The sequence below is a fragment of the Pseudomonas svalbardensis genome (assembly GCF_030053115.1).
Taxonomy (GTDB): domain Bacteria; phylum Pseudomonadota; class Gammaproteobacteria; order Pseudomonadales; family Pseudomonadaceae; genus Aquipseudomonas; species Aquipseudomonas svalbardensis.
In genome coordinates this window covers 1,846,150-1,868,885 of record NZ_CP125619.1, presented here as the reverse complement: position 1 = coordinate 1,868,885, position 22,736 = coordinate 1,846,150, and the positions used below count along the sequence as shown (strand labels likewise).

Below are 22,736 nucleotides of genomic sequence, written 5' to 3'. Positions count from 1 at the left end.
GGTCGAAATGGTCGACCGAGAAATAGCTCAACGTATTAATGCGGGTGACGGAGAATTGACGGCACTCTCTCGTCCCGGCGACTTGACCGGGGTCGGTGCAGTTTGTGTGCCAGCACGCTTCAACGCGGCATCCGGATGCGCATTGGCCGTTCCGGTCCCCGTGAGGCTGCGGCGTACATCAAGATTTCGTGACACCACCAGCACCACGCGACGGTTACGCGCCCGCCCCTCGGCAGTCGCGTTGTTGGCCACTGGCTGGAACTCGCCGTACCCCACCGACGCCAGGCGACCGGGGTTCACACCCTGCATCGCCAGCATGCGCACGATGCTTGCCGAGCGGGCCGAGGACAGCTCCCAGTTGGTCGGGTATTGCGCGGTGCGGATCGGTTGATCGTCAGTGAAACCTTCGACGTGAATCGGGTTGTCGAACGGTTTCAGAATCGCGGCAACCTTGTCGATGATGTTGAACGCGATGTCGCTGGGCATGGCGTCGCCGCTGCCGAACAACAGGCTGGAATTGAGTTCGATCTCGACCCACAGCTCGTTGCCGCGAATGGTCATCTGGTTGGAGCTGATCAAGTCGCCAAACGCGGCGCTGATGTCGTCGGCGATGCTTTTGAGCGGATCGCTGGCACCCGCGATACCGGCGTCGACCTGCTCGGCGTCTTTAACCAGCGGCTTGGCCGGGGTCACGGTCTTCGGTCGCTCGTCGCCGATCGGGATCGGCTTGAGGGCGCGGTCGGAATCGGTAAACACCCCGATCAACGCTTCGGAAATGACCTTGTACTTGCCTTCGTTGATCGAAGAGATCGAGTACATCACCACGAAGAAAGCGAACAGCAACGTAATGAAGTCGGCGTATGAAACCAGCCAACGCTCATGGTTTACATGTTCTTCAGGTTGCCGACGACGAGCCATAGTCCATTACCCCCATCAATCCATGAAGCCCTGAAGCTTCAACTCAATAGAGCGAGGGTTTTCACCTTCGGCGATCGACAGAATGCCTTCCAACAACATTTCGCGATAACGCGACTGCCGCAAAGCGACGGACTTGAGTTTGGCGGCAATCGGCAGCAGCACCAGGTTGGCACTGGCCACGCCGTAGATGGTCGCGACGAAGGCCACGGCAATGCCGCTACCCAGTTGCGATGGATCGGCCAGGTTGCCCATCACGTGGATCAGGCCCATCACCGCACCGATGATGCCGATGGTCGGCGCGTAGCCGCCCATGCTTTCGAAGACTTTGGCGGCTTCGATGTCGCGGCTTTCCTGAGTGTAGAAATCCACTTCCAGGATGCTGCGAATCGCTTCCGGCTCGGCGCCGTCCACCAGCAGTTGCAGACCTTTGCGCGAGTAGTTGTCAGGTTCGGCGTCGGCCACCCCTTCCAGACCCAGCAGGCCTTCCTTGCGTGCGGTCAGGCTCCAGTTGACGACGCGATCGACGCCACCGGCGAGGTCGATGCGTGGAGGGAACAGGATCCAGGCCAGTATCTGCATGGAGCGCTTGAAGGCGCTCATCGGTGACTGCAGCAGCGCCGCACCGACGGTTCCGCCGATAACGATCAACGCCGCCGGGCCGTTGGCCAAGGCGCCGAGGTGGCCGCCTTCAAGGTAGTTGCCGCCAATGATGGCGACGAACGCCATGATGATCCCGATGAGGCTTAAAACATCCATCAAATACAAGCCTCGACCAGATGCTTGCCGATATCGTCCAGCCCGTACACCGCGTCGGCGAGTTCGGCTTTGACGATGGCCATCGGCATGCCGTAGATCACGCAGCTGGCTTCATCCTGAGCCCAGATCGAGCTGCCGCCCTGCTTGAGCAGACGCGCGCCTTCGCGACCATCGGCGCCCATGCCGGTCAATACGACCGCCAAAACTTTGTCACCGTAAGACTTGGCCGCGGAACCAAAGGTGATGTCCACGCACGGCTTGTAGTTCAGACGTTCGTCGCCCGGGAGGATCTTCACCGCGCCACGGCCGTCGATCATCATTTGCTTGCCACCCGGCGCCAGCAGCGCCAGGCCCGGACGCAGGATGTCGCCATCCTCGGCTTCCTTGACGCTGATGCGGCAGAGCTTGTCCAGACGCTCGGCAAAGGCCTTGGTAAAGGCAGCTGGCATGTGCTGGATCAATACGATCGGTGCGGGGAAATTGGCCGGCAATTGGGTCAGAACCCGCTGCAGGGCAACCGGGCCGCCAGTGGACGTACCGATGGCGACCAGTTTGTAGGCTTTGCGTTTCGGCGTTGGCGACGACGAGGCTGGCGCGTACGTACGCGCCGGAATCGGAGCCGGTGCCGGACGCGCAGGCGCACTGCTGCCGTAGCTGCTGACGCTGGCAGGTGCAGGCGTCGGGGCGGGTGCGGCGACAGGTGCCGGAGCGCTGTAGGTGTTGGCGCGACGGTTACTGCGCGAGATGCTGAGAATCTTCTCGCACAGCAGTTGCTTGACCTTCTCCGGGTTACGGGAGATGTCTTCGAAATTTTTCGGCAGGAAATCCACCGCGCCAGCGTCCAGCGCGTCGAGGGTTACCCGAGCGCCTTCGTGGGTCAGCGAGGAGAACATCAACACCGGGGTCGGGCAGCGCTGCATGATGTGCCGCACTGCCGTGATGCCATCCATCATCGGCATCTCGTAATCCATGGTGATTACGTCTGGCTTGAGGGCCAGCGCCTGATCAATCGCCTCTTTTCCGTTGGTCGCCGTGCCGACGACCTGGATATTCGGATCCGCTGAAAGAATTTCCGAGACGCGGCGGCGGAAAAACCCCGAATCGTCCACCACCAGGACTTTAACTGCCATAAACACTCCGTTAGACGGAGCGAGGCTCAGTCGCCCCGCTCCACCAGAATCAAATACGCCGTGCGGCGTAACGCTTGAGCATGCTCGGAACATCGAGAATCAGCGCAATGCGGCCGTCACCGGTGATGGTGGCGCCGGACATGCCCGGGGTTCCCTGGAGCATTTTGCCCAATGGCTTGATGACCACTTCTTCCTGGCCCACCAGTTGATCGACGACGAAGCCGATCCGCTGAGTGCCCACCGAAAGGATCACCACATGGCCTTCGCGCTGCTCTTCATGAGCGGCGGAGCTGACCAGCCAGCGTTTGAGGTAGAACAATGGCAGCGCCTTGTCCCGCACGATCACCACTTCCTGGCCGTCCACCACGTTGGTGCGCGACAGGTCGAGGTGGAAGATCTCGTTGACGTTCACCAGCGGGAACGCAAACGCCTGGTTGCCCAGCATGACCATCAGCGTCGGCATGATCGCCAGGGTCAACGGGACCTTGATGACGATCTTCGAGCCCTTGCCCTTGGTCGAATAGATATTGATGGTGCCGTTGAGCTGGGCGATTTTGGTTTTCACCACGTCCATGCCCACGCCGCGTCCGGAGACATCGGAAATTTCGGTCTTGGTCGAGAAACCCGGCGCGAAGATCAGGTTGAAGCAATCGGTTTCGCTGAGGCGATCCGCTGCATCCTTGTCCATCAAGCCTTTCTTCACGGCAATGCCGCGCAGAACATCGGCGTCCATGCCCTTGCCGTCATCGGAAATCGACAGCAGGATGTGGTCGCCTTCCTGTTCAGCGGACAGGATCACCTTGCCGCTGCGAGGCTTGCCCATCGCTTCACGCTCGGCCGGCTCTTCAATACCGTGGTCGACCGAGTTGCGCACCAAGTGGACCAGCGGGTCGGCCAGGGCCTCGACGAGGTTCTTGTCGAGGTCGGTTTCTTCGCCGACCAGTTCCAGGTTGATCTCTTTCTTGAGCTGGCGAGCCAGGTCGCGAACCAGACGCGGGAAGCGCCCGAAGACCTTCTTGATCGGTTGCATCCGGGTCTTCATGACCGCGGTTTGCAGGTCGGCCGTGACCACGTCGAGGTTCGACACGGCCTTGGACATGGCTTCGTCGCCGCTGTTGAGGCCCAGACGGACCAAGCGGTTACGCACCAGTACCAACTCGCCGACCATGTTCATGATTTCGTCGAGACGCGCGGTATCGACCCGCACGGTGGTCTCGGCTTCGCTGGCCGGTTTTTCCGGTGGCGGCGCGGACGGAGCACGAGCCGGAGCCGGGGCAGCAGCAGCGGCAGGCTTCGGCGCTTCGGCTTTAGGCTCGGGCGCTTTGGCAACGGGTTTCGGTGCAACAGCCTTGGCAATGGGCGCCGCAACCGAAGCGCTGGCGCCCGACGCGGTACCGACTTCAGTGAACTTGCCTTTGCCGTGCAATTCGTCGAGCAGCGATTCGAACTCGTGATCGGAGATCAGATCGCCCCCAGCCGCTTTAGCGGTGGGCGCAGCCGGGGCCGGCACCGCAGCAATGGCCGATTCCAGCGCATCAACGGCAAAGTTACCCTTGCCGTGCAGCTGATCGAGCAGTGCTTCGAACTCGTCGTCGGTGATATCGGAGCTGTCGCCTGCCGCTTTCGGGGCAGCCGGTGCGGCTGGCGCCGGGGCCACCGCATCGACGGCGAACTGGCCTTTACCGTGCAGTTGATCGAGCAACGACTCGAACTCGGCATCGGTAATTTCGTCGCTGCCCGCTGCATTGCTGCTCGGCGCCGGCACAGCCGCCGGGGCTTCTGCCTGAGCCTTGACGGCGTTCAGCGAGTCCAGCAGTTGTTCGAATTCGTTATCGGTGATGTCACCCGATTCGCTCTCGGCGGCAGGTTCTTCCACCACCTCGGCGACCGGTGCCGTTTCATCGGCGGTTTGCGGCTCGGCCAGACGGGCCAGAGCTGCCAGCAGTTCAGGCGTGGCAGCCGTGATCGGGGTGCGCTCGCGGACTTCGGTAAACATGCCGTTCACCGCATCCAGCGCTTCGAGAACCACGTCCATCAGTTCCGAGTCGACGCGACGTTCACCCTTGCGCAGGATGTCGAACACGTTCTCGGCGATGTGACAGCACTCCACCAGCTCGTTGAGCTGGAGGAAGCCGGCGCCTCCTTTTACAGTGTGAAAACCGCGAAAAATTGCATTGAGCAAGTCCGCATCATCAGGTCGGCTTTCAAGCTCGACCAGCTGTTCGGACAGTTGCTCTAGAATCTCGCCGGCCTCAACCAGGAAATCCTGAAGGATCTCTTCATCGGCGCCGAAGCTCATGTGTAGGGGTGCTCCTAGAATCCAAGGCTGGAAAGCAAATCGTCTACATCGTCCTGACCGGACACAACGTCTTCTCTTTTATCGGCATGAATCTGCGGACCTTCACCCTGAGAGAGATGTTTTTGCGGATCTTTTTCTGCCAGCATCGCTTCACGGTCATGTTCGATGCCCGCAAAGCGGTCCACCTGACTGGCCATAAGCACGAGCTTGAGCAGGTTGCTTTCAACTTCGGTGACCAATTGGGTCACGCGCTTGATCACCTGACCGGTGAGGTCCTGGTAATCCTGAGCGAGCAGAATGTCGTTGAGGTTGCTCGACACAACGCGATTGTCTTCGCTGCTGCGTGTCAGGAAACCGTCGACTCGCCGGGCCAGCTCGCGGAACTCTTCAGCCCCGACTTCGCGACGCATGAACCGTCCCCAGTCGGTGCTCAAGGCTTGGGCTTCGTTGCTCAGGCCGTTGACCAGCGGCGTGGCGTTTTCCACCAGGTCCATGGTGCGGTTGGCAGCAGCCTCGGTCAGCTTGACCACATACCCCAGACGCTCGGTGGCATCCGTGATCTGCGAGACTTCCTCGGCTTGTGGCATGTGCGGGTCAATCTGGAAATTGACGATCGCGCTATGCAGCTCGCGAGTGAGCTTGCCCACTTCCTGATACAGGCCACGGTCACGGGTCTGATTGAGCTCATGGATCAGTTGCACAGCGTCGCCGAACCTGCCTTTTTCAAGGCTTTCGACCAGTTCGACCGCGTGTTTTTTCAGAGTCGATTCGAAATCGCCCTGTGAAGACTCGTTATGCTCCATAGCTCCCCCGTGGCGCAGTGGCTTCGCACATCAACCGATGCGTTCGAAAATCTTCTCGATTTTTTCTTTTAACGCCTGGGCCGTGAAAGGCTTGACCACATAGCCGTTAACACCGGCTTGGGCTGCCTCGATGATCTGCTCGCGCTTGGCTTCAGCGGTCACCATCAGCACCGGCAGGTGCTTGAGCTTTTCATCGGCACGCACGTGGCGCAGCAGATCGATACCGGTCATGCCAGGCATGTTCCAGTCTGTTACCAGAAAGTCGATGCTGCCGCTGTTGAGAACCGGAATGGCAGTAGTGCCATCGTCGGCCTCGACCGTGTTGGTGAACCCAAGGTCACGCAACAGGTTTTTAATGATCCGCCGCATCGTTGAGAAGTCATCAACGATGAGGATTTTCATGTTCTTGTCCAATTCGACCTCCAAGCAGTCTTAAACGCGCCCAGCACCTGGACGCGCCATTTCAATCAATCCGGCAAAGCACTCAATGACTGTCTGGAGCACAACAGATCGGGACCGGTACGGTTCAACACCCCACCAGCCGCGTTCGCAGTGTCCCCACACTGCCTTCAGCGCGCTCGCCACTCCCCCAAACGCCCCCGCAAACGGGCCGCGCACTGGCTGTGTAACTGGCTGACCCGAGATTCGCTGACCCCCAGGACCTCACCGATTTCCTTGAGATTCAACTCTTCGTCGTAGTACAGCGCCAACACCAGTCGCTCACGCTCCGGCAAATTGGCAATCGCGTCCGCCAGCGCTGCCTGGAAGCGTTCATCTTCCAGATCGCGCGACGGCTCCAGATGAGCACTGGCGCCATCCTCGTGCAGCCCTTCGTGTTCGCCGTCCTGCAACAGATCGTCGAAACTGAATAAGCGGCTGCCCAGGGTGTCGTTCAAAATCCCGTAATAATCGTCGAGACTCAATTGGAGTTCGGCCGCAACCTCGTGATCTTTAGCGTCACGGCCGGTTTTAGCTTCAATCGAGCGAATGGCGTCGCTGACCATCCGGGTATTGCGGTGGACCGAACGTGGCGCCCAGTCCCCCTTGCGTACTTCATCGAGCATCGCGCCACGGATTCGAATGCCCGCGTACGTCTCGAAACTCGCGCCTTTGCTGGCGTCGTATTTGGTCGACACTTCAAGCAGGCCGATCATCCCGGCCTGGATCAGATCTTCCACCTGAACACTGGCTGGCAGACGCGCCAGCAAGTGGTAGGCAATGCGTTTAACCAGTGGCGCGTAACGCTCGATCAGCTCGTACTGCGCGTCACGTGCCGACTTCTTGTAGAGGTTGTAGCCACTGGCTGTCATAGCACGGGTCCTGCCGTTTGTTGCACGAGGCGCTCGACGAAAAACTCCAGGTGCCCACGCGGGTTGGCAGGCAGCGGCCAGGTATCGACCTTCTGTGCAATGGCCTTGAACGCCAGTGAGCACTTGGACCGCGGGAAGGCTTCGTAAACGGCGCGCTGCTTCTGCACAGCCTTGCGCACACTTTCGTCGTAAGGCACCGCGCCGACGTATTGTAAGGCGACGTCAAGGAAGCGATCCGTGACCTTGGTCAACTTGGCGAACAGGTTGCGACCTTCCTGCGGGCTCTGGGCCATGTTGGCCAGGACCCGGAAGCGGTTCATGCCGTAATCGCGGTTCAGCAGTTTGATCAGTGCGTAGGCATCTGTGATCGAGGTCGGTTCGTCGCAGACCACCAGCAAGACTTCTTGCGCTGCGCGAACGAAACTGACGACCGAGTCTCCAATGCCCGCAGCGGTGTCGATCACCAGCACGTCGAGGTTGTCGCCGATATCGCTGAACGCCTGGATCAGGCCGGCGTGTTGGGCCGGGCTCAAATGAACCATGCTCTGTGTGCCGGACGCGGCCGGGACGATGCGAATGCCGCCAGGGCCTTGCAACAGTACGTCGCGCAGCTCGCAGCGGCCTTCGATCACGTCGGCCAAAGTACGTTTGGGTGTCAGTCCCAGCAGGACGTCGACGTTCGCCAGCCCCAGATCGGCGTCCAACAGCATGACGCGCCGGCCGAGCTCAGCTAGAGCCAGGGACAAGTTCACTGACACGTTAGTCTTCCCGACGCCACCTTTGCCGCCGGTCACCGCGATCACCTGTACGGGATGCATGCTGCCCATGAATTTTCTTTACCTTGTCTTACTTAGACGGAGGCCACATTACTGGCTGCGCGTTCACTAACTGAACAATGCATGGCAGACCATCGATGTAGGTACAAAAACTGTTCATTAATACCTCAGCCGACCTGCTTGGTCGGGCTGTGGTAAATATCAGCGAACATGTCAGCCATGGCTTCTTCGCTGGGTTCTTCTTGCATTTGCACGCTGACGGCGCGACTGACCAACTGATGACGACGCGGTAGATGCAAATCATCCGGAATCCGCGGGCCATCGGTCAGGTAGGCCACCGGCAATTCATGACTGATGGCCAGGCTCAACACCTCGCCCAGACTTGCCGTTTCATCCAGTTTAGTCAGGATGCAGCCAGCGAGCCCACAACGCTTGTAACTGTGATAAGCGGCCGTTAGAACCTGTTTCTGGCTGGTGGTTGCCAACACCAGATAATTTTTTGATTTGATGCCACGACCAGCCAGGCTTTCGAGCTGCATGCGCAGTGCCGGATCGCTGGCCTGAAGGCCCGCGGTATCGATCAGCACCACGCGTTTGCGCAGCAAGGGCTCCAGCGCCTGCACCAGCGATTGGCCCGGATCGACATGCGTCACCGACACATTGAGGATCCGGCCCAACGTCTTGAGTTGTTCCTGAGCACCAATACGGTAGCTGTCCATGCTGACCAGCGCGATATTCTGCGCGCCGTACTTGAGCACGTAACGGGCCGCGAGTTTGGCCAGGGTGGTGGTCTTGCCCATGCCGGCGGGGCCGACCATGGCAATCACGCCGCCCTCTTCCAAAGGCTCGACTTCCGGTGTGGCGATCATCCGCGCCAGGTGTGCCAGCAACATGCGCCAGGCCTGACGAGGTTCTTCAATATCGGTAATCAGCGCCAGCAAATCACGCGACAACGGGCCGGACAGACCGATGCGTTGCAGGCGACGCCAAAGATTGGCCTGGGCCGGACGGCTGCCTTGCAGCTGATTCCAGGCCAGGGAGCCGAGTTGCACTTCCATCAGTTCGCGCAGGCTGTTGAGTTCGAAACGCATCGAGTCGAACGCCCGTGGGTCGACGCCACCGGAGGCAGGTGCCGCAGCCGGTGCAGGACGACGGGGTTCGGTGTAGGTTGGCTCGATCAGCGGCTCGGCGGCGGTCAGTGGCAGGCCGGCGAACAATTGGCGATTGGTGGACTTATCGCTCTCGCCATCGCTGCGCAGGCTCAGTTCGGCCTGGGCGGTGACGATCCGCGATTGGGTCTTGCGCAGCTCGTCTTCGAGTTCCATGTTCGGAACGCGCGGGGCCAGCGCCGACAACTTGTAATCCAGGGCAGCCGTCAGCTCGACACCACCGGCGATCCGGCGGTTGCCAATGATGGCGGCATCACCGCCCAGCTCATCACGAACCAGTTTCATGGCCTGACGCATATCGGCGGCGAAAAAACGCTTAACTTGCATAAACCACTACCTCAGCCGTTGGGCCCTACTGTCGCAACGATGGTCACTTGCTTGTTGTCAGGAATTTCCTGGTAAGCCAACACATGCAAACCCGGGACTGCCAATCGGCCGAATCGCGACAGCATCGCGCGAACCGGACCGGCTACCAACAGAATCACCGGTTGACCTTGCATTTCCTGACGCTGCGCCGCATCGATCAACGAGCGTTGCAGTTTCTCAGCCATGCTTGGCTCCAGCAGAACACCCTCTTCCGAGCCTTGTCCTGCCTTCTGAAGACTATTGAGCAATATTTGTTCCAACCTTGGCTCCAGGGTGATCACTGGCAGCTCGGAGTCAGTGCCTACAATGCTTTGGACGATTGCGCGGGATACGCCAACGCGAACCGCGGCCACCAGCGCGGCAGTATCTTGACTCTTGCTGGCATTGTTTGCGATGGCTTCGGCAATGCTGCGAATGTCCCGTACTGGCACCTGCTCGGCCAGCAACGCCTGCAATACTTTGAGCAGCTGCGACAGAGACACCACACCCGGCACCAGCTCTTCGGCCAGTTTTGGCGAGCTTTTGGCCAACAATTGCATGAGCTGCTGCACTTCTTCGTGACCGATCAACTCGCTCGAGTGTTTGTACAGAATCTGGTTCAAGTGGGTTGCCACTACCGTACTGGCATCGACCACGGTGTAACCGAGGGATTGCGCCTGGGCACGCTGGCTGACTTCGATCCAGACCGCCTCCAGACCGAAAGCCGGATCTTTGGCGGTAATGCCGCTGAGCGTACCGTAGACCTGCCCCGGGTTGATCGCCAGTTCGCGGTCCGGGTAAATCTCCGCTTCAGCCAGGATCACCCCCATCAGGGTCAGGCGGTAGGCGCTCGGCGCCAGGTCGAGGTTGTCACGGATATGCACGGTCGGCATCAGGAAGCCCAGATCCTGGGACAGCTTCTTGCGCACACCCTTGATCCGCGCCAGCAACTGACCACCCTGATTGCGGTCCACCAGCGGAATCAGCCGGTAGCCGACTTCCAGGCCGATCATGTCGATCGGAGTGACGTCATCCCAGCCAAGCTCCTTGGTTTCCTGAGCGCGAGCCGGCGATGGCAGCAGTTCCTGTTGACGCTTGACCTCCTGCAAAGCTTGAACCTTGACCACGTTCTGCTTCTTCCAGAACAGGTACGCGCCGCCGGCCGCCAGGGCCGCCATGCTGAGAAAGGAGAAGTGTGGCATGCCGGGCACCAGGCCCATGACCGCCATAATACCCGCCGCCACTGCCAACGCTTTCGGCGAGGCGAACATCTGGCGATTGATCTGTTTGCCCATGTCTTCCGAGCCGGACGCACGAGTCACCATGATCGCTGCGGCAGTCGACAACAGCAGTGATGGCAATTGCGCCACCAAACCGTCACCGATGGTCAACAAGGCGTACACCCGACCGGCATCGCCGAAGGTCATGCCGTGCTGGAAGATACCGACCGCCATGCCGCCGATCAGGTTGATGAACAGAATCAGCAGGCCGGCAATGGCGTCACCGCGAACGAACTTGCTGGCACCGTCCATGGAACCGTAGAACTCCGCCTCTTGGGCGACTTCCGAACGACGGGCCTTGGCCTGAGCCTGATCGATCAGACCAGCGTTGAGGTCGGCGTCGATCGCCATTTGTTTACCGGGCATCGCATCGAGGGTGAAACGCGCACTCACCTCGGAAATCCGCCCGGCACCCTTGGTCACCACGACGAAGTTGATGATCATCAAAATCGCGAAGACGACGATACCGACCACGTAGTTACCGCCGATCACCACCTCGCCGAAGGCCTGGATCACCTTACCGGCGGAGGCGTGACCGTCCTGACCGTGGAGCATCACCACCCGCGTGGAGGCCACGTTCAACGCCAGCCGCAGTAGCGTCGCCACCAGTAGAATGGTCGGAAACACCGCGAAATCCAGCGGTCGCAAGGCATAAACGCAGACCAGCAACACCACGATCGACAAGGCAATGTTGAAGGTGAAGAACACGTCCAGCAGGAACGGCGGGATCGGCAACATCATCATCGCCAGCATGACCAGCAGCAGCAACGGCACACCCAGATTGCCCCGACTTAAGTCGGCAACGTTTGTGCGAGCACTGTTGAGTAACTGAGAGCGATCCACCGGTATTCCCCGTTCCTTGAAGCAAACTTTTTGACGCCGAAAGCGGGCGCGGGACGGGTACTGCAAGAAGCCTTCCAACTTTTGCGGAGGCGGGGAATAGAGGGATTTATTGAGCTTTTGTAGCAGCTGTCGAGCGTTCGAGGCGGGATCGCGCTCGACGAACTCCTCGTAAGGTTTCACGGCTGCTGCGCCGCCGGACGCAGCCTCGCAGGCTCGACAGCTGCTACAAAAGGGATTAACGCGCCGTCAGAATCTGCTCTTTGTGGATCGGACCGAGATGAAGCGACTTGCCGACCATGTACCGCGTACCTCTATGCATTTGAAGACCTTCCACCTCTACAAAATCCTCCTCAGCGTAACCGAGCACCACGATGGTTAAAGGTGCCTTCTGACCAGAAAGGTCGTGCCCCAGCATGAGGTTAAGCGCCCATTGAAAGGGAATGACCGGCAGGTCTTCGACGTTGATCTCACGCTTGTCCTCCCAACGAAAGTCCTTGCGCGCAACAACTTGCAAACGGCCATCGACCACACTGAATTGCGGTTTGTGATAACACTCCTCCAGCCCTCCACTTGACCACTGATCCATGTAATAACGAGGGGATGTGAAGACATCGAACAACGCGCGGTTATCACCAATATTGCCAGCAGCACCGAAGAAGTAATTGTATGCATAGTGGTAGCCGAACCCGTCCAGTTCGGGGCGAATCGCATTGATAGGGCTGTTCAGATAACCCGGAATATATGCATTGGCCATCTGCACAAAATGCGTAAAGTCCAGCGTCATGCCGAACGTAGCCGAGTAACTGATCGTGCGCTCGAGCGGATCCTCCTCCAGGACTCCCGAAACAAATTCCAACGCCATCCCTTGAAGCTTTCTGTATTCACGCTCTGCCATGACCGTAACCTCAAATGCCTAAATGAACGCCCATCCATAGTGATCAATCCACTCATTGAACGACCATAGCAAGGACATCGAACGGGAGAATTCCCAAGGCCATGACAACGCTTAAGAGGAAGTGTGTCTACTGTCAGAACTAACAGGTACATAGCGTTTTCAGACGGACGGCGGCTCTCAGGAATCGCGCCGCAAATCCGGCGGAATCGGCAGGTCGTCCTTGAGCGGATCCGGGCGCTTACCCTTGCCGGCGCGATGCTGGCGGATCTGGTAGACGTAAGCGAGCACCTGGGCGACGGCAAGGTAGAGCCCGCCGGGAATTTCCTGGTCAAGCTCGGTGGAGTAGTAAATCGAACGCGCCAGTGCCGGCGACTCAAGCAGCAGCACTTCGTTGGCCACAGCGATTTCACGGATCTTCAAGGCAAGGAAGTCGCTGCCCTTGGCGATCAGCATCGGCGCCCCACCCTTGTCCGGGTCGTACTTGAGCGCTACGGCGTAGTGGGTCGGGTTGGTGATCACCACATCGGCGTCGGGGATCGCCGCCATCATCCGGCGCTGGGACATTTCGCGCTGCAGCTGGCGAATCCGTTGTTTGACCTCCGGCCGTCCTTCCTGGTCTTTGTGCTCGTCGCGCACTTCCTGCTTGGTCATCTTCAGTTTCTTGATGCTTTCCCAGAGCTGTATCGGCACGTCCACGGCGGCGATGATGATCAGCCCGCAGGCCATCCACAGGGTGCTCCAGCCGACCACTTGCAGGCTGTGAATGATCGCCATGTCCAAGGGCTCATGGGCGATGCGCAGCAGGTCATCGATGTCCGAGGACAACACCGCCAGGGCCACGAACAACACGATGAAAAATTTTGCGAGGGCCTTAAGCAGTTCCGCTATGGCCTTGGACGAGAACATGCGCTTGAGGCCGGCGCCGGGGTTCATGCGACTGAACTTGGGCGCCATGGTGCCGGCGGAGAACAACCAGCCACCCAGCGAAATCGGCCCGATCAGAGCAGCGAGCAATAAAGTGATCATCACTGGCTGAATCGCCAGCAAGGCAATCTGCCCCGAGTGCAGCAGATAGATGCCCATGGAGCGCTGATCCAACAGCACCTCCCGCGACAGCGAGAAGTTCAGGCGCATCAGTTCCATCAGGTCCTGCGCCAGCGCACCACCGAAAATCAGCAGGCCACCAGCGCCGGCGAGCATGATCGCCAGGGTATTCAGCTCTTTGGAGCGCGCAATCTCTCCCTTCTCACGGGCGTCCTTTTTCTTTTTGTCCGTGGGGTCTTCTGTTTTGTCCTGACCGCTTTCGCTCTCAGCCATGACTCAGCGCGCCCGTGCCAGTTCGCGTAACAACTGCAAGGCCTCGGAAGCCAGCGGTTGATACTGATTGATAATGTCCGCCAGCCCGACCCAGACGATGAAAAGCCCGAGTACCAGCGTCAGCGGGAAGCCGATGGAAAAGATGTTCAGCTGTGGCGCAGCCCGGGTCATCACGCCAAAGGCGATGTTGACCACCAGCAACGCAGTGATCGCTGGCAACACCAGCAACAGCGCGGCACCGAGGACCCAGCCGAGCTTGCCGGCCAGCTCCCAGAAATGATTGACCATCAACCCGCTACCGACCGGCAGCGTAGTGAAGCTTTCAGTGAGGACTTCGAATACCACCAGATGGCCATTCATCGACAGGAACAACAGCGTCACCAGCATGGTGAAGAACTGCCCGATCACCGCCACCGAGACGCCGTTGGTAGGGTCGATCATCGAAGCAAAGCCCATGCCCATCTGAATGGAGACGATCTGACCCGCGACCACAAAGGCCTGGAAGAACAGCTGCAAGGAGAAACCCAACACTGCACCGACGAGGATCTGCTCGGCAATCAGCAGCAGCCCGCTCAAGTCCAGCGCATTGACCGGCGGCATCGGCGGCAGGCCGGGAGCGATGACCAACGTAATCGCCAAGGCGAAATAAAGGCGCACCCGCGTGGGCACCAGGGTCGTGCCGAAAACCGGCATGACCATCAGCAAGGCACCGATACGAAACAGCGGCAGCATGAACGTCGCCACCCAGGTACTGATCTGGGTATCGGTCAGCTGGAGCAGCGACATGGTTTAGCCGATGACCTGAGGAATACTGCCGTACAACTGCAGGATGTATTCCATGAAGGTCTGCACCAGCCACGGACCGGCGACGATCAACGTCACCAGCATCACCAGCAGACGCGGCAGAAAGCTCAGGGTCTGTTCGTTGATCTGCGTAGCGGCCTGGAACATCGCCACCAACAGGCCCACGAGCAAACTCGGAATCACCAGCACGGCAACCATCATGGTGGTCAGCCACAGCGCTTCCCGGAAGATGTCTACCGCAACTTCTGGCGTCATGGCGATACACCGCCGAAGCTGCTCGCCAGCGTACCGATGATCAACGCCCAGCCATCCACCAGCACAAACAGCATGATCTTGAACGGCAGGGAAATGATCAGCGGCGAGAGCATCATCATACCCATCGCCATCAGGACACTGGCCACGACCAGGTCGATGATCAGGAACGGAATGAAGATCATGAAGCCAATCTGGAACGCGGTTTTCAGTTCGGACGTGACGAACGCCGGAACCAGAATCGTCAGCGGCGCCTGATCCGGCGACGCGATATCAGTGCGCTTGGACAAGCGCATGAACAACTCCAGATCGCTGCTGCGGGTCTGGGCGAGCATGAAGTCCTTGATCGGCACCTGCGCCTTGGCCACGGCATCTTGAGCGGTGAGTTTCTCCGCCAGATACGGCTGCAAGGCGTCCTGATTAACCCGGTCGAATACCGGCGCCATGATGAACAGCGTCAGGAACAGCGCCATGCCCGTGAGGATTTGGTTAGACGGTGTCTGCTGCAGGCCCAGGGCCTGACGCAGGATCGAGAAGACGATGATGATCCGGGTGAAACTGGTCATCAGCATGACGAACGCCGGGATAAAACTCAGCGCCGTCATGATCAGCAGAATTTGCAGGCTGACCGAATATTCCTGAGCGCCTTCGGCATTGGTACCCAGGGTGATCGCCGGGATCGACAACGGATCGGCGGCGAACGCCAGCGGCGCGGCCAGCATCAGGGCCAGCGTCAAGACGATGCGTAACGCACCCATTACTTCTTATCCTTCTGATCCTTGCCCATCAGCTCCATCAGGCGCTGGGCAAACTCGGGGGTCGCTTTTTCAGTCCCGCTGGGCACTTGCACCGGCTCCTTGAGCACATGCAACGCGGTGATGGTGCCGGGGCTCAAGCCAAGCAGAATCTGCTCGTTGCCGACCTGCACCAGCATCAGACGGTCACGCGGGCCGAGCGCGCGGGAACCGATCAGCTCGATCACCTGCCCCTTGCCGGCCGGCCCGGCCTGTTGCACCCGACGCAGCAACCAGGCGAGGAAGAAGATCAACCCCAGCACCAGCAGCAAACCGAACACCAACTGTGTCAATTGCCCGGCTACACCGCTGCTGACCGCGGGTGCAGCGGCGCTGGCAGCCGTCGCCACCGGCTCGGCAGCCATAACGCTGAACGGCAAGGCAAGCGCTAACCCCAGAACCTTTTTCACTCAGCGCAGCTTCTTGATGCGTTCGCTTGGGCTGATCACGTCGGTCAGGCGGATGCCGAACTTCTCGTTGACCACCACCACTTCACCGTGGGCGATGAGCGTGCCGTTGACCAACACGTCCAGCGGTTCACCGGCCAGACGATCGAGCTCGATCACCGACCCCTGGTTAAGCTGCAGCAGGTTGCGGATATTGATGTCGGTGCTGCCAACTTCCATGGAAATCGACACCGGGATATCGAGAATCACGTCCAGGTTCGGACCGTCCAGGGTGACCGGTTCGTTGTTTTTAGGCACGCTGCCGAACTCTTCCATCGGCAGACGGTTGGACGGCGAACTGGCGGCGTCGGCGGCCAGCAAGGCGTCGATGTCGTCCTGCCCGGCGTCGCCGGTTTCTTCCAGGGCAGCAGCCCATTCATCGGCCAGCGCCTGGTCGTCCTGGGTGTTCATATCGTTAGCCATCAATTTGTCCTCGGCGGGCATCCATTCAATCAGGAGCCGTCAGTTAAAAGCACAGGGGGTTTGGAGCGCCGGTTAGCGGCGCTCGATCGGCTCGATCACTTGCAACGCGAGGTTGCCTTTGTGCGACCCCATCTTGACCTTGAACGCAGGCACGCCGTTGGCGCGCATGATCATCTCTTCCGGCATCTCGACCGGGATAATGTCTCCCGGCTGCATGTGCAAAATGTCCCGCAGGCGCAACTGGCGACGGGCAACCGTGGCACCGATCGGTACGTCAACGTCCAGCACGTCCTGGCGCAAGGCGTTGACCCAGCGTTCGTCCTGATCGTCGAGGTCCGACTGGAAGCCGGCGTCGAGCATTTCGCGTACAGGTTCGATCATCGAGTACGGCATGGTCACGTGCAGGTCGCCGCCACCGCCATCGAGTTCGATGTGGAAGGTCGACACCACAATCGCTTCGCTCGGGCCGACGATATTGGCCATGGCCGGGTTCACTTCCGAGTTGATGTACTCGAAGTTCACTTCCATGATCGCCTGCCAGGCTTCCTTCAAATCGACGAAGGCCTGTTCCAGCACCATGCGCACCACACGCAGTTCAGTAGGGGTGAATTCACGCCCTTCGATCTTCGCGTGACGGCCGTCGCCGCCGAAGAAGTTGTCCACCAGTTTGAACACCAGTTTGGCGTCGAGGATGAACAGTGCGGTGCCGCGCAACGGTTTGATCTTGACCAGGTTGAGGCTGGTCGGCACGTAAAGCGAGTGCACGTATTCGCCGAACTTCATCACCTGCACGCCACCGACGGCAACGTCCGCCGAGCGGCGCAGCATGTTGAACATGCTGATGCGGGTGTAACGGGCGAAACGCTCGTTGATCATTTCCAGGGTCGGCATGCGTCCACGGACGATGCGATCCTGGCTGGTCAGGTCGTAGCTTTTGACACTGCCGGGTTCAGCAGCGGTATCGGTCTGTACCAGACCATCGTCGACACCATGCAACAGCGCATCGATCTCATCCTGGGACAGCAGGTCCTGCACGGCCATGTCGTGTTCCTACTGCAGTACGAAATTAGTGAAAAGCAACTGTTCGATGACCACTTTGCCGAGTTCTTTCTGCGCCACTTCCTGGACGCTGGCCGTGGCTTTCTGACGCAACATTTCCTGGCCGACCGGCGACGCCAGGGTGGCGAAGTCCTGCCCGGAGAACAGCATGACCAGGTTATTGCGGATGACGGGCATGTGGACTTTGAGCGCTTCCAGATCGGCCTGATTGCGACCCTGCATGGTAATGCTCACCTGCATGTAGCGCTGACGGCCGTTCTGGTTGTAGTTGGCCACGAAGGCTGGAGCCATGGGCTCGAAAATCGCTGGCTGCTTGCCGACCGGGGCGGTTTCAGCCGCAGCGGCAGGCTTGCTCTGGGCGCTGTGCATGAAGAACCAGGTCGCTCCCACGGACAAACCGATCGCCAGTAGCAGGGCCACCACGATCACAATGATCAGCTTGAGTTTGCCTTTGGTTGCGGGGTCTTTTACTGCTGCTTCGCTCTTCGCCATGCCAATAATCCGTCACTATTCGGGTTTTCACAGTCGCACGCCAAGGCAAGAGCAAGTGTTATGCCAGAAATGTCTGAGGGAAAACTGGAAGGACAGTCGACCGTGGCCGAAAATCAAAAGATCGCAGCCTCCGGCAGCTCCATTGGAATGTGTACATCCAAGGAGCTGCCGAAGGCTGCGATCTTTTAGGGGGCGCCGCGAATTATCAGGCGTAATAATCGACGGCGCTGGAGCCAATGACGCTGGTGGTGCTGGCCGCTACTTCGGCAGCTGTTGGCGCAAGCTCTTCGTCCATGGAATCGAGACGACCACCGCTGGCGTTGGTGCGTCCCCCCTGGCTTTGGCCCTGCTGAGCCTGTTCCTGCCCTTGGCCCTGCCAGCCACGGGACTGGTCAGACACATTGACGTCAACCTGGCCCATGCCCTGCTGCGCAAACATGTCACGCAAGCGATGCATCTGCCCGTCCAGCGCTTCGCGAACGCTTGGATGGGCGCTCATGAACGTCACTTGGGTCTGCTGATCCGGAACCATGTTCACCCGAATGTCCAGCCGCCCCAGTTCAGCCGGTTGCAACTGGATGTCGGCGGCCTTGAGATTGGCACTGGACAGGTACATGACCCGGTTCACTACTTCTTCGGTCCAGCCGCTCTGATGCATGGCGATCGGTTGATTCACCGGCAATGCGTTGGCGGTTTTTGGCGTGGCCGCCTGGGTCAGTGCCGCCAGACGGTTGGCGAAATCGTCGACCCGGGTATCGCTACTCGCGGACTTCAGGTCCTTGAGACCGTCATCGACAAGACCACTGAAGGCCTTGTCGCCGCCCTGGCCGGTGCTGTCCTTGTCGGCTTGCACATTGAGCATGCTCGCCATGCCTGCGGCAAAGGTCTGCGCCGAGGTTGACTCGCCGTCTGCCTGGGCCTCTGCCGAGGTCGGTGCCGCTTTGGGCTGGGCCTGACTCGCAGCCGAAATATGGCCGCCCTGCTCCATGGCCATACGCACGGCCGGCAATGCATCGAGAGGATCCGCTTCGGGATCGAAATCGCTATCCGCCGTTGCAGCAGCAACTGGCGCCGCCGTCACTGCCGCAGCAACTGGCGCTTCGACCTGCGGCGCCACGGTGGCGACCACTGGAGGGGCTTGCGGAACAGGGGTTGCCACCACTGCCTGCAACGGTGGCAGTAACGAAGGATCGAGGGCTGGATCAACCGGCGCGGTGTCGACTACCGGCGTTTCGGCAGCCTCCGACGCATCATCGCTGGCAGCCTTGTCGTCAGCCTGCGCCGGTTTATCGGCGGGCAAGGATTTGCCGCTATCGGCAACCGCAGGTTCCGGGGCGGCAGACTTGTCGTTGCTGACGTCCTTTTTGCCGGGGCTGTCCGGCGTTTTATCGCGTATCGGCTTGGCCGATTCATCACCCATTGCAGAGGGTTTGTTCCGGGCTTGATTGGCGTAGACCTGAGCGAAGCTGGACGCCTTGTCCCCAGGCTCAGCGGCCGGCGCCGGTGTATTGGCGGAAGCGGCTTGAGTCTTGGCCTGCGCGGCGGCCTGAAGAAGTATATTGGGGGTAACGGGCATGGAACGGTCTCCGCCGCACTGGGATCGTAGGTACAGTTGACGGAGATTATTGCAAAGGTCGCGCCAGGTTTGAGCGACAGGCGCTAAAAGCGCCGGACGGTCTCATTGGCAGAGAGGGAACGCTGACGCTCCGCTTCATAGAGCGGTCGCACGATGGCGAATTCGCTGTCAATTTCCCCGATCAGCTTTTCGATGCCAGCGAGGCTTTTTTGCTTGGCGCGTTGCTCCAGCTCATGGCACAACTCAGCCAGGCGAATGGCGCCCATGTTGCTGCTGCTGCCCTTGAAACTATGGGCTGCATTCATGAGTTGCGCGGCATCTTCAGCTTCTCGCAAGACGCGCAAGCGCTCTTCGGAATCGGCGAGAAAGGTATCCAGCAACGTCGGATACTCATCCTCCATGACCTCTTGCAACGCGTTCAGCACGTCGCGGTCCAGGTGTGTGTCAGCCACTTGCTCACTCCTTGATCAAGAATGCGTGGATTATGCCAGAGCCTCCCAGAAAAATTCCACGCGGGCACTTCGACCATCGTCGGACCAACTCGCATTGTGGCCCAGCTGACGGATCAGACTGACGCCACGTCCCGACAGACGGACACCATCGACGGGCCGCTCCATCACCCGCGCAACATCGAAACCCTTGCCGCTGTCTTCAACCCGAACAGTCAGGCACCCGCCCTCGCCCTTGGGTGTCACCTGCAAATGCACCCGCACGAAGCCGTCCTGCAACTCGTCCAAGCGTGTATTGCGTTGTTGATAATAGCGGGTAAAACCCGAGGCATCGCGCTTGAGCGCCGAATCCAGCCCCAGCACTCCATGCTCCAGGGCATTGGAATACAGTTCGGCCAGCACACTGTAGAGCGCTCCGCTCTGAGCCCGCAGACCGTGGACCTCAAGCAGCAATTGCAGAAGATACGGCAGCGGATTGAAGCGTTTGAGCGTGGCGGCGCGAAATTCGAAACTCACTGACCAGTCCAGCGGGCAGGACTGACCACTGTCGGAATACACCAGCGCCGGCGGGCTCAGCTGTGCGGCCTCCAGCAGACTGACCTCGACCATGCTCACGTCATCGCGGGCCTCGCCGCGAAAGTCCCGCAACGCCTGCTCGATCTCTTCGAACAACTCATCAGGCTGACGATTGGCCGCAAACACCTGCTGCAATCGCTCCACACCAAACAACTGTTCGTTGGCATCGCAGGTATCGATCACCCCGTCGGACAACAGGAAGACCCGATCCCCGACCGCCATCGGAAACACCTCGGTGCGGTCATCAAAGGATTGCGGGCTCAGCACGCCGAGCGGCAAATGCCGAGCCGTCAGCGGCGTTCGCTCTCCGCTGACGATGCTGTGCAGATAACCGTCCGGCATCCCGCCATTCCAGACCTCCACCGAGCGTCGCTGAAAACTCAGGCACAGCAGCGTTGCACAACAGAACATGTCCACCGGCAGGATGCGCTTGAGCTTGGCATTCATCTCGCGCAGGGTTTCGGACAGGCCGTAACCCTTGGCGGTCATGCCATAGAAAACTTCGGCCAAGGGCATGGCACCGACCGCGGCCGGCAAACCATGACCGGTAAAATCGCCGAGCAGCACGTGCATGTCGCCGGCCGGGGTAAACGCGGCCAGCAGCAGATCGCCGTTGAACAACGCATAGGGCGATTGCAGGTAGCGAATATTCGGTGCACTCAGGCAGCCGGAGTGGGCCACCTTGTCGAACACGGCTTTGGCCACCCGCTGCTCGTTGAGCAGGTAGTCGTGGTGCCTGGCGATCTGGTCGCGCTGCTGCAACACCGTGGCCTGCAACCGCCGCAAGCGGTCCATCGCCTTGATCTTGGCGGCGAGGATCACCTGGTTGTAGGGTTTTGCCAGAAAGTCGTCGCCCCCGGCCTCCAGACAGCGGGCCAGCGCTTCGCTTTCGGTCAGCGAGGTGAGGAAGATGATCGGCACCAGGGTTTCCCCTGCCAATACCTTGATCTGCCGCGCCGCCTCGAAACCGTCCATCACCGGCATCATTGCGTCCATGAGCACCAGTTGCGGTCGTTGCTGGCGAAACGCGTCAACGGCTTCGGCACCGTTGGCGGCCGTCAGCACCTCATGCCCCTGGCGACGAACGATGGTCGACAGCAGCATGCGATCGGCCGCGCTGTCTTCGGCGATCAGGATCGTCAGCGGTTCGAACAAGGGTTGCATGGCGGTCACGCCACGTCGAAGATTTGTTCGAAGTTGGAGATGGCGAGGATCTTGCGCACATCTGCGTTAGCGTTGGTCAACGTGATCTCGGCATTCTCGCCGCCAGCGTGATCACGCAATAGCAACAGCATGCCGAGCGCTGAACTGTCGAGGTAGGTAGCGTCTTTCAGGTTCACTTCGAAGGATTCGGGTTTCGGCTCACGATTCTCGTAGGACTCGCGAAACTCCTGATGCTTGGCGAAATCGAATCGTCCCCTGATCGATATCGTCAGCTTTTGACCATCTTGGGATACTTCTGTAACGACTGACATTGAACGGCTTCCTTGTCATTGGTGAACGTACGTGTACAAGGTTTAGCACTTGGCTGGGGCTGGAGCAAGGCGGGAAAACGGTTGAACCCTGCCTGATCAATACGGATCCTGGCGCGGCAACCGCTGGGACAACTCATCCAGCAGCTTTTGCTCACGCCGGTCTTCCAGCCGCCGCGCCTCATCCATGTAGCGCAACACCAGTTTGCGCAAGCCTTCGACCCGGGCAAACGCCTGTTGCCAGGATTCCCGCGCCTTGTTCAGGTTGTTTTGATGCCATACCAGGCTTTGCCGCTGCTGGTCGATGGCGGTCCCCAGTTGCGCCAGGAAGCCTTGATAACCCAGCAGCCATTGGCCCGACACGCCACTGCTGCCGCGCACGATCCATTGTTCCTGGTAATCGAGACGAAAGGCTTCGAGGTCGGCGAGCTTGCTTTCGGCCAGACGGACTTGCCCCTGAAAGTGCCCCAGACGCAGGACCGCGGTTTTCTCGGCCTTTTCGGCCATTTCGACCACGGGGGCCAGGCGCGATGCTCGGCTCTGGGCCATGGC

The 22,736-nt window shown here is 59.7% G+C and carries 24 protein-coding genes; all 24 read right to left on the bottom strand.

Annotated elements, in window-relative coordinates:
* Positions 1–27: 27 nt before the first annotated feature.
* The 24 genes from motD to fliJ all read right to left on the bottom strand — a co-directional run bounded on the left by motD (position 28) and on the right by fliJ (position 22,733).
* Positions 28–918: a flagellar motor protein MotD gene (motD, locus tag QFX16_RS08520; protein ID WP_283183576.1), complete on the bottom strand. Its 891-nt coding sequence runs from the start codon at positions 916–918 to the stop codon at positions 28–30.
* A 15-nt stretch (positions 919–933) separates the two neighbouring features.
* A complete protein-coding gene (locus QFX16_RS08515) occupies positions 934–1,674 on the bottom strand; it encodes a flagellar motor protein (protein WP_283183575.1) in 741 nt (246 codons plus the stop codon).
* Positions 1,674–2,804 carry a protein-glutamate methylesterase/protein-glutamine glutaminase gene (locus tag QFX16_RS08510; RefSeq protein ID WP_283183574.1) on the bottom strand — a complete coding sequence of 377 codons (1,131 nt, stop codon included), beginning with the start codon at positions 2,802–2,804 and terminating at the stop codon, positions 1,674–1,676. Before QFX16_RS08510 ends, QFX16_RS08515 begins: the two co-directional genes overlap by 1 nt.
* 49 nt (positions 2,805–2,853) lie before the next feature.
* Entirely contained in the window at positions 2,854–5,103 is a 2,250-nt protein-coding gene (locus QFX16_RS08505; protein ID WP_283183573.1) for a chemotaxis protein CheA, read from the bottom strand.
* Between the two features lie 14 nt (positions 5,104–5,117).
* Positions 5,118–5,906, bottom strand: a complete 789-nt coding sequence (locus QFX16_RS08500) for a protein phosphatase CheZ (RefSeq protein ID WP_046046370.1) — start codon at positions 5,904–5,906, stop codon at positions 5,118–5,120.
* A 30-nt stretch (positions 5,907–5,936) separates the two neighbouring features.
* Positions 5,937–6,308: a chemotaxis response regulator CheY gene (locus QFX16_RS08495; RefSeq protein WP_003183998.1), complete on the bottom strand. Its 372-nt coding sequence runs from the start codon at positions 6,306–6,308 to the stop codon at positions 5,937–5,939.
* A 167-nt stretch (positions 6,309–6,475) separates the two neighbouring features.
* A complete protein-coding gene (gene fliA, locus QFX16_RS08490; protein WP_007894214.1) occupies positions 6,476–7,216 on the bottom strand; it encodes an RNA polymerase sigma factor FliA in 741 nt (246 codons plus the stop codon).
* Complete coding sequence (gene fleN, locus QFX16_RS08485) at positions 7,213–8,043, bottom strand: flagellar synthesis regulator FleN (RefSeq protein WP_008001746.1); 831 nt, start codon at positions 8,041–8,043, stop codon at positions 7,213–7,215. The genes fliA and fleN overlap by 4 nt, the downstream gene beginning before the upstream one ends.
* Positions 8,044–8,159: 116 nt before the next feature.
* Entirely contained in the window at positions 8,160–9,488 is a 1,329-nt protein-coding gene (gene flhF, locus QFX16_RS08480; protein WP_283183572.1) for a flagellar biosynthesis GTPase FlhF, read from the bottom strand.
* An 11-nt stretch (positions 9,489–9,499) separates the two neighbouring features.
* Positions 9,500–11,629 carry a flagellar biosynthesis protein FlhA gene (gene flhA / locus QFX16_RS08475; RefSeq protein ID WP_283183571.1) on the bottom strand — a complete coding sequence of 710 codons (2,130 nt, stop codon included), beginning with the start codon at positions 11,627–11,629 and terminating at the stop codon, positions 9,500–9,502.
* A 235-nt stretch (positions 11,630–11,864) separates the two neighbouring features.
* Positions 11,865–12,524 (bottom strand): hypothetical protein, encoded by a 660-nt coding sequence (locus QFX16_RS08470; protein WP_283183570.1) that lies wholly within the window; start codon positions 12,522–12,524, stop codon positions 11,865–11,867.
* 177 nt (positions 12,525–12,701) lie between these two features.
* Positions 12,702–13,841 carry a flagellar biosynthesis protein FlhB gene (gene flhB / locus QFX16_RS08465; protein WP_283183569.1) on the bottom strand — a complete coding sequence of 380 codons (1,140 nt, stop codon included), beginning with the start codon at positions 13,839–13,841 and terminating at the stop codon, positions 12,702–12,704.
* A 3-nt stretch (positions 13,842–13,844) separates the two neighbouring features.
* Positions 13,845–14,627, bottom strand: a complete 783-nt coding sequence (gene fliR, locus QFX16_RS08460) for a flagellar biosynthetic protein FliR (protein WP_283183568.1) — start codon at positions 14,625–14,627, stop codon at positions 13,845–13,847.
* Positions 14,628–14,630: 3 nt separating this feature from the next.
* Complete coding sequence (gene fliQ, locus QFX16_RS08455; RefSeq protein ID WP_007948918.1) at positions 14,631–14,900, bottom strand: flagellar biosynthesis protein FliQ; 270 nt, start codon at positions 14,898–14,900, stop codon at positions 14,631–14,633.
* On the bottom strand, positions 14,897–15,655 hold the full coding sequence (fliP, locus tag QFX16_RS08450) for a flagellar type III secretion system pore protein FliP (protein ID WP_283183567.1): 759 nt from the start codon (positions 15,653–15,655) through the stop codon (positions 14,897–14,899). The genes fliQ and fliP overlap by 4 nt, the downstream gene beginning before the upstream one ends.
* Positions 15,655–16,101 carry a flagellar biosynthetic protein FliO gene (fliO, locus tag QFX16_RS08445; protein WP_283183566.1) on the bottom strand — a complete coding sequence of 149 codons (447 nt, stop codon included), beginning with the start codon at positions 16,099–16,101 and terminating at the stop codon, positions 15,655–15,657. Before fliO ends, fliP begins: the two co-directional genes overlap by 1 nt.
* Entirely contained in the window at positions 16,102–16,560 is a 459-nt protein-coding gene (fliN, locus tag QFX16_RS08440; protein WP_129442187.1) for a flagellar motor switch protein FliN, read from the bottom strand.
* A gap of 72 nt (positions 16,561–16,632) precedes the next feature.
* On the bottom strand, positions 16,633–17,601 hold the full coding sequence (fliM, locus tag QFX16_RS08435) for a flagellar motor switch protein FliM (protein WP_008024584.1): 969 nt from the start codon (positions 17,599–17,601) through the stop codon (positions 16,633–16,635).
* Positions 17,602–17,610: 9 nt separating this feature from the next.
* Positions 17,611–18,111: a flagellar basal body-associated protein FliL gene (gene fliL / locus QFX16_RS08430; RefSeq protein WP_033055987.1), complete on the bottom strand. Its 501-nt coding sequence runs from the start codon at positions 18,109–18,111 to the stop codon at positions 17,611–17,613.
* 205 nt (positions 18,112–18,316) lie between these two features.
* Positions 18,317–19,687: a flagellar hook-length control protein FliK gene (locus QFX16_RS08425; RefSeq protein WP_283183565.1), complete on the bottom strand. Its 1,371-nt coding sequence runs from the start codon at positions 19,685–19,687 to the stop codon at positions 18,317–18,319.
* An 83-nt stretch (positions 19,688–19,770) separates the two neighbouring features.
* Complete coding sequence (locus QFX16_RS08420; protein WP_283183564.1) at positions 19,771–20,139, bottom strand: Hpt domain-containing protein; 369 nt, start codon at positions 20,137–20,139, stop codon at positions 19,771–19,773.
* A 30-nt stretch (positions 20,140–20,169) separates the two neighbouring features.
* Positions 20,170–21,876: an ATP-binding SpoIIE family protein phosphatase gene (locus QFX16_RS08415; RefSeq protein ID WP_283183563.1), complete on the bottom strand. Its 1,707-nt coding sequence runs from the start codon at positions 21,874–21,876 to the stop codon at positions 20,170–20,172.
* A gap of 5 nt (positions 21,877–21,881) precedes the next feature.
* Entirely contained in the window at positions 21,882–22,187 is a 306-nt protein-coding gene (locus tag QFX16_RS08410; protein WP_283183562.1) for an STAS domain-containing protein, read from the bottom strand.
* Between the two features lie 96 nt (positions 22,188–22,283).
* Complete coding sequence (fliJ, locus tag QFX16_RS08405; RefSeq protein ID WP_033055981.1) at positions 22,284–22,733, bottom strand: flagellar export protein FliJ; 450 nt, start codon at positions 22,731–22,733, stop codon at positions 22,284–22,286.
* Positions 22,734–22,736 lie beyond the last annotated feature (3 nt).

Coding starts and splice junctions, on each gene's coding strand:
- motD (WP_283183576.1), bottom strand. CDS start 918: ATGGCTCGTCGTCGGCAACCTGAAGAACATGTAAACCATGAGCGTTGG.
- fliR (WP_283183568.1), bottom strand. CDS start 14,627: ATGTCGCTGCTCCAGCTGACCGATACCCAGATCAGTACCTGGGTGGCG.
- QFX16_RS08410 (WP_283183562.1), bottom strand. CDS start 22,187: ATGTCAGTCGTTACAGAAGTATCCCAAGATGGTCAAAAGCTGACGATA.
- fliP (WP_283183567.1), bottom strand. CDS start 15,655: ATGGGTGCGTTACGCATCGTCTTGACGCTGGCCCTGATGCTGGCCGCG.
- QFX16_RS08470 (WP_283183570.1), bottom strand. CDS start 12,524: ATGGCAGAGCGTGAATACAGAAAGCTTCAAGGGATGGCGTTGGAATTT.
- fliN (WP_129442187.1), bottom strand. CDS start 16,560: ATGGCTAACGATATGAACACCCAGGACGACCAGGCGCTGGCCGATGAA.
- flhF (WP_283183572.1), bottom strand. CDS start 9,488: ATGCAAGTTAAGCGTTTTTTCGCCGCCGATATGCGTCAGGCCATGAAA.
- QFX16_RS08425 (WP_283183565.1), bottom strand. CDS start 19,687: ATGCCCGTTACCCCCAATATACTTCTTCAGGCCGCCGCGCAGGCCAAG.
- fleN (WP_008001746.1), bottom strand. CDS start 8,043: ATGGGCAGCATGCATCCCGTACAGGTGATCGCGGTGACCGGCGGCAAA.
- fliM (WP_008024584.1), bottom strand. CDS start 17,601: ATGGCCGTGCAGGACCTGCTGTCCCAGGATGAGATCGATGCGCTGTTG.
- QFX16_RS08500 (WP_046046370.1), bottom strand. CDS start 5,906: ATGGAGCATAACGAGTCTTCACAGGGCGATTTCGAATCGACTCTGAAA.
- QFX16_RS08415 (WP_283183563.1), bottom strand. CDS start 21,876: ATGCAACCCTTGTTCGAACCGCTGACGATCCTGATCGCCGAAGACAGC.
- QFX16_RS08510 (WP_283183574.1), bottom strand. CDS start 2,804: ATGGCAGTTAAAGTCCTGGTGGTGGACGATTCGGGGTTTTTCCGCCGC.
- fliQ (WP_007948918.1), bottom strand. CDS start 14,900: ATGACGCCAGAAGTTGCGGTAGACATCTTCCGGGAAGCGCTGTGGCTG.
- QFX16_RS08505 (WP_283183573.1), bottom strand. CDS start 5,103: ATGAGCTTCGGCGCCGATGAAGAGATCCTTCAGGATTTCCTGGTTGAG.
- fliA (WP_007894214.1), bottom strand. CDS start 7,216: ATGACAGCCAGTGGCTACAACCTCTACAAGAAGTCGGCACGTGACGCG.
- fliL (WP_033055987.1), bottom strand. CDS start 18,111: ATGGCGAAGAGCGAAGCAGCAGTAAAAGACCCCGCAACCAAAGGCAAA.
- QFX16_RS08515 (WP_283183575.1), bottom strand. CDS start 1,674: ATGGATGTTTTAAGCCTCATCGGGATCATCATGGCGTTCGTCGCCATC.
- flhB (WP_283183569.1), bottom strand. CDS start 13,841: ATGGCTGAGAGCGAAAGCGGTCAGGACAAAACAGAAGACCCCACGGAC.
- fliJ (WP_033055981.1), bottom strand. CDS start 22,733: ATGGCCCAGAGCCGAGCATCGCGCCTGGCCCCCGTGGTCGAAATGGCC.
- QFX16_RS08495 (WP_003183998.1), bottom strand. CDS start 6,308: ATGAAAATCCTCATCGTTGATGACTTCTCAACGATGCGGCGGATCATT.